The sequence below is a fragment of the Corynebacterium gottingense genome (assembly GCF_003693265.1).
Taxonomy (GTDB): domain Bacteria; phylum Actinomycetota; class Actinomycetes; order Mycobacteriales; family Mycobacteriaceae; genus Corynebacterium; species Corynebacterium gottingense.
Window position 1 is genome coordinate 1 of the sequence record NZ_RDRE01000048.1, and the last position, 5,189, is coordinate 5,189.

The window sequence follows — 5,189 nt, forward strand, 5'->3', positions numbered from 1 at the left end:
TCCTGCTCCGGGGCCTCGGCGCCTCCGACGTCGCCGCCACGCTGCACCTTTCCTCCGGCACGGTGCGCAACCACGTGTCCAGCATCATTGCCAAGACGGGTGCCGGAAACCGTTTCGAGGCGGCCCGACTTGCTGAGGACAACGGCTGGGTGTGACGTTTCGCCGGCAGCCGGGGCCGCCGCCCAAACGCCGCTAGCTCCATTTGGCGACAACGCACCTGCAAAACCCCAGGTCGCCGCTCGGCCGCTGATCCAAACGGAGCTAGCTCCATTTGGAGCCGGCCACCGCCAACTCCACAACCAGCCCCCATCCACACGCCCCCGATATTCCACGCCCCAACCCGGTAAAATTGCCCACAACAACCAGAACAACCCCAAACAACCCCCAGAAACCACCCCAGGAGCAGCGATGAACCAGGATCTCCCCGTCAACCGCCCGGAAGTGTTCGGCGACGCCGACTCCACCGACGACGCCGACCGCGCAACGCGCATCGATACCGTGAACGCCGTGGAACCGAAGCCGGGCGGCGCGCGTCCCGCGGTCAAGCGCATGTTGCAGGGCGACGGCGCGAACCTCATCGTGTTCAACTTCTGTCCTGGGCAGGCGCTTCCGGACCACAAGGCGGCGCACCCGATCACGGTGCAGTGCGTCAGCGGATCGCTTGAGTTCGAGTGCGGCGGCGACCGCTTCCCGCTGCAGCCGGGCGAGGTCGTTCACCTGCGCGCCTACGTGCCGCACGCGGTGTACTGCCCGGGTGACGCCCCGGAGGAGGGCAACGTGCTCCTGCTCAGCATGCTCACCGGAGAACGCCACTGAGCCAAACGCCACTAAGTTACAGGTGCACGACCTCCACGTCGTCCCACGCCTCCGCGAGGTACTCGGCGGCGACGAGCCGGTGGCAGGTGCTGGGGTCAGCCTCGGAGCAGAGGAGTACGGCGTCGCTGAAAAGCGAGCGATCGAGCGACGAGACCTCGCCGTCGTCGTACTCCGCCCGGAGCTTGCGCGCGAAGTCGTCGAATGCGATTTCGTCGTGACGGTAGGCGTGCATGAGGTCGGCGCTGGGCGCGAGCGACACCTCCTGCGTGTATGGCATGTCCAGGATGACCTTGAGGAAGTAGCGCAGGTCGTCCTTCTTAGTAAAGCCGGCGAGCTGGTTCGTGTTGGAGCGGCGGATGTCCACCACGCGCCGCGCGCCGGACTCGCGGAGGATGTCAAAGAACTCCTCCGCGCTCTTGTGGGAAAATCCAAGTGTGTACAGGCGCATTAGATGATGAACCCTTGCCAGCGGGCGGCCTGCAGCGATTCGTCGAGAAGCTCGCGCTTGGGCGTCAGTTGCTTGACCACCTGGTTGATGTAGCTGTCCACGCGCTGGTTTGCGTTGCGGAGGTCGTAGTATGTGGTCATCTCCTGGTCGTAGTCGGCGAGTGCCTCGGACCAGTTGGTGCGGTGCTGGTAGCCGTTTTCCATGACGCGGAATTCCGGCGCCATGCGCGGCTTGAGCTGCGGATTCTGCCCCGGCCAGCCGAGCGTGAGTCCGACGACTGGGAACGTGTAACGCGGCAGCTTCAGCGTCTCGATCACCGCGGCCGTGTCGTTGTGGATATTGCCCAGGTAGTTCGCGCCGAGCCCGAGCGATTCGGCGGCGTTGACCACGTTTTGCGCCATGAGGCACGCGTCGGTGAACCCCTCCACGAACACCTTCGTCTTGCCCGCGCCGGTCGGGTCGTAGCCCTGTTCGCGCAAGATGGCGGCGTTTCGCGCGGAATCCACGATGAACAGCAGATACACCGGCGCCCGCTTGACGTACTCCTGATTACCGATCTCCGCCAGCCGCTCCCGCAGCGCCGGATCCGTCACCCGGATCACGCTGGCGTGCTGCATCCCGCGCGAGCTCGCCGTGCGCATGGCCACGCGGTACAGCGTCTCCAGCGTCTCGTCGCTGACGGGCTGGTCGGTGAACTCGCGAATCGTGCGGTGCGTCAGCTGCGCGCGCACCGCCGGCGGCGCGTCAATAGAGAGGTCTTCGGGCTTGGGCGCGAGTGCATCAGTCATGCAGCCCACGCTACCGCAGGACCAATCGCTTATCGACGCCCCGCTGTCACTCACTTCACACTTTTTAGAGCAAGACGAATCTTCTCAGCCTCCAGACTCTTGGGCCCACTTGTGCAGACGTTCGCTAGAAGCAAGAACAAAATAAAGGATGATTGGGTAAATTAAGGATGCAATAGAGACGCCATCGTTAAAGTACCCAATAACGCTGGGCATGTAGGCTACGAACAATATCGGAAAAGAGTTGTTCATGAATTTTTTCGGAGTTCTCCGATTGTATTTTGGAACAAAGTAAATCAATGCTCCAAAAACCAGTGCATCGGTGAGGATGCCGAGTGCATAGCCAACGCTTGATTCTGCGTGAACTATGCATGAATAAGACAAACCTAGAGCAGGTATTGACAGTGCCAGGAGCCATATAAGGTTGAGGATTTTCTCTCTACTGGTCATTCCTGCAAAACTTCCTGTTGAAGCGTCTTCTTTACGCACAACCCTCTGTATAGTGCTCAGGGGTTACACCTACTGACGGAGGGGTAACTGATCCTGTGGCACCGACCGTAAGTGCAAGACATTTATCTTGTGCTGTTGCCGCCGTTGCCCAGACCGTAACATTTACCATGTTATTTGCCCACCAAGCACCGAGTGCTGCTCCGAGCGGCGGGGGTACCAGAACCCAAAATTGGGTGATAGCAGCATCTGCAGCGGAACCCGACCGGTCCACGACCAAATGACCTCCTGATTCCCGATTACTTCGCAAACCTGCCCGTGCCAATCGGCAACCCCAGCTTTCACGTGCTCGAGCGCTGCCTCCAGAAGAGCGTCAGTATGAGGACTTCCTTCTGGCGTTTTCCATGGTTAAATTGACCAGTGTAGGGGAGAAGTAGATGAGAAGTGGAAACGGGGTAGCATGCACCATCTCGTTGCAGAACAAATAACGCAGTAGCACGTTCGCACCGTGTCCGACGCCATCGTCCAAGGTAGTCCAGTTTTTGCGCTCTGCGGAACGGTGTTCGTGCCGCGTCAAGATCACAAGAAACTTGCCGCGTGTCCTCGGTGCATGCGCATTCAGGGTCTACTAGAACAATCCGAATCGAAATAATGAAAGTAAAAATGCACATCTACTTCTCCTCCGTCTATGGTTCCACGAAGCAGTACGCCGAGGAGCTCGCGCGTCGTCTCAGTACGACCGCGCAGGAGATTCCAGATCCTGCCGAAGTGCCCGATGATGCCGCGGAAGGCCCGATCATTGCGCTCGCGCCGGCGCACGGCCCGATGAACGCGGCGGCCAAGTTCGTAAAGTCGCTCCCGGAAACAACGATCCAGGCACGTCCCATCTGTGTGGTCACGGTCGGCATGACGCTAGACCATGTAGTCAAAGAGACAGACCCCACGGCGGAGCTGCTCGGCGACCGGGCGGACCAGGTACAGCGTTTCTACCTCCCGGGCCGACTGAATTACTCGGAGCTCACCACTGCGCACCTGGGCGTGATGCGCGGGATCATTGGCGCGCTCAAGTTGAAGCCGCGAAAGTCGGAAAATGAGCGCTCGATGATTGAGATGTATAAGAAGGACACCGATCGCGTTGATCTCTCGCGTCTCGACGAGAGCGTGGCGTGGGCGGAAGCAGCCAAAGACGCACAAAACAATTAAAAAGATATAAAAAGATATCGGAACAATTCGTCTACCAGCGCAAACGTTAGAAATCGCCCCTCGGAACCCGTCCGATCTCTTTCCGATATCTTTTCTGCTCAGAAAATCACGCCAAAAAGAATTCCCTGGGGAAATGTACACTGTGCGCTATGACTTTACCGGACGGTCTGAGCCGCCTCCCTGCGTACATTCAAGGTGCCCTGGAGGCAATTTGGGACGGCGCGACTGCGGATTCGCAGGAGTCAATGACGCTCGAATTTAAGGAGGACCCCTCGCACCGCGAGGGTGCTGAGCGTGCGCGTCCAAAGCTCATTGAGAAGCTTGTCGACGAAGCGATATGCATGGCTAACAGCGAGGTGGGCAGCGGCATCATCGTCGTCGGGGTGCACGACAAAATCACCGGTCCGAAGGCGTTTACTGGTACTGATCTGCGTGAAGCGGACATTGAGCAGAAAATCTTCAACGCCTCTAAGCCAAATATGAATGTCTCGGCAACGGGTTTTCTGTTCCGTGGGACGCAGTTACTGGCTGTGAGCATTCCGGAGGCGAGGGCGCTTTACACCCGCAAAGACGGCGCGGCAAAACGGCGGGAGACCGATGGTGGCAAATTCTCGTGCAAGCCGATCCCGGAAGAGACCCGTCGCGCGATTGACGCGCTTCGTCGCAACCCCGACTACTCCAATGGCGAGACGAATATTGTGCCAGAAGACCTGAGGCTCGACGTTGTGGAGGAAGCGCATCGCCAACTCGTTCTGTATAGACGGAGCAGAGGCGAAGAAGAGTCGACGATGGCGAACACGCGCACGGGATTGCTCCGCGAGCTCGGACTACTTCGTCAGGACGGGCGCCTCAAGCGAGCCGCCGAGATTCTGCTCGCACAACCGGAGCCTACGCACGTGACCGTGCGTCACCTTTGGCGTGACTTTCCTGGAGAAGACCCTAAGGCGACGGACATTTCCGCACCGGTGATCCTCGCGCTGCCTCGTCTGCGTGATCTTATTGACGCTCACGTGCAGCAGGAGATCGCGAGGGTGCAATTCGACGACGGTCAGGAGATCGCGATCCCTGCTATCCCGGGCCAGGCTATCGACGAGGCGATCTCCAATGCGCTCATTCACCGGGATTGGCGCATCTCCAAACCAATCGTCGTGGAGCAGTCGAAGCGTCTTCTCAAAGTGACATCTCCAGGGCCCTTGCCACCTGGCGTGTCCGTGGATCGCCTGTTGACGGTGACGTCCGAGCCACGGAATAACCGCTTGATGGCCGCGATGCGCGCGCTTGGACTGGCGGAGGAAAGCTCCCGAGGTTTTGATCGCATGTGGGCGGCAATGATCGGTTCGGGCCGTGAGGCCCCCGAAGTGGCCACGACCGAGACTGCGGTGAGCGTGATCTTCGCGGGGGCGAACCCGGATCTCGAATTTGTTCGTGGAATTCACGCGTTGAGCAAACGCTTCGGTAAGCCAATATCCGCAGTAGGAACGCTCATTATT

General features: G+C 59.5%; 8 protein-coding genes. 5 read left to right on the forward strand and 3 right to left on the reverse strand.

From position 1 onward, the window contains the following. Together EAW56_RS10965 and EAW56_RS10970 are read left to right on the forward strand one after the other, a co-directional pair. Positions 1 to 155, forward strand: a 155-nt coding sequence (locus EAW56_RS10965; protein WP_147453299.1) for a response regulator transcription factor, incomplete at its 5' end; no start/stop codon positions are given. Positions 156 to 408: 253 nt separating this feature from the next. Next, a complete protein-coding gene (locus tag EAW56_RS10970; protein WP_095278433.1) occupies positions 409 to 816 on the forward strand; it encodes a cupin domain-containing protein in 408 nt (135 codons plus the stop codon). 16 nt (positions 817 to 832) lie between these two features. On the opposite strand, the gene EAW56_RS10975 is transcribed toward EAW56_RS10970, so the two are convergent. The 3 genes from EAW56_RS10975 to EAW56_RS12630 all read right to left on the reverse strand — a co-directional run bounded on the left by EAW56_RS10975 (position 833) and on the right by EAW56_RS12630 (position 2,538). Next, entirely contained in the window at positions 833 to 1,264 is a 432-nt protein-coding gene (locus tag EAW56_RS10975; RefSeq protein ID WP_095278430.1) for a DUF488 domain-containing protein, read from the reverse strand. After that, on the reverse strand, positions 1,264 to 2,052 hold the full coding sequence (locus EAW56_RS10980; protein WP_122086563.1) for an NADPH-dependent oxidoreductase: 789 nt from the start codon (positions 2,050 to 2,052) through the stop codon (positions 1,264 to 1,266). The genes EAW56_RS10975 and EAW56_RS10980 overlap by 1 nt, the downstream gene beginning before the upstream one ends. Before the next feature lie 84 nt (positions 2,053 to 2,136). Then, positions 2,137 to 2,538 carry a hypothetical protein gene (locus EAW56_RS12630; RefSeq protein WP_147453300.1) on the reverse strand — a complete coding sequence of 134 codons (402 nt, stop codon included), beginning with the start codon at positions 2,536 to 2,538 and terminating at the stop codon, positions 2,137 to 2,139. A gap of 466 nt (positions 2,539 to 3,004) precedes the next feature. Between EAW56_RS12630 and EAW56_RS13245 the strand changes: the two genes are divergently transcribed. The 3 genes from EAW56_RS13245 to EAW56_RS11000 all read left to right on the forward strand — a co-directional run. Further along, positions 3,005 to 3,148, forward strand: a complete 144-nt coding sequence (locus EAW56_RS13245; RefSeq protein ID WP_122086565.1) for a DUF3039 domain-containing protein — start codon at positions 3,005 to 3,007, stop codon at positions 3,146 to 3,148. An 11-nt stretch (positions 3,149 to 3,159) separates the two neighbouring features. Then, on the forward strand, positions 3,160 to 3,699 hold the full coding sequence (locus EAW56_RS10995) for a flavodoxin domain-containing protein (RefSeq protein WP_122086567.1): 540 nt from the start codon (positions 3,160 to 3,162) through the stop codon (positions 3,697 to 3,699). 149 nt (positions 3,700 to 3,848) lie between these two features. Next, the coding region (locus EAW56_RS11000) for an ATP-binding protein (RefSeq protein ID WP_122086569.1) at positions 3,849 to 5,189 on the forward strand (1,341 nt) is incomplete at its 3' end.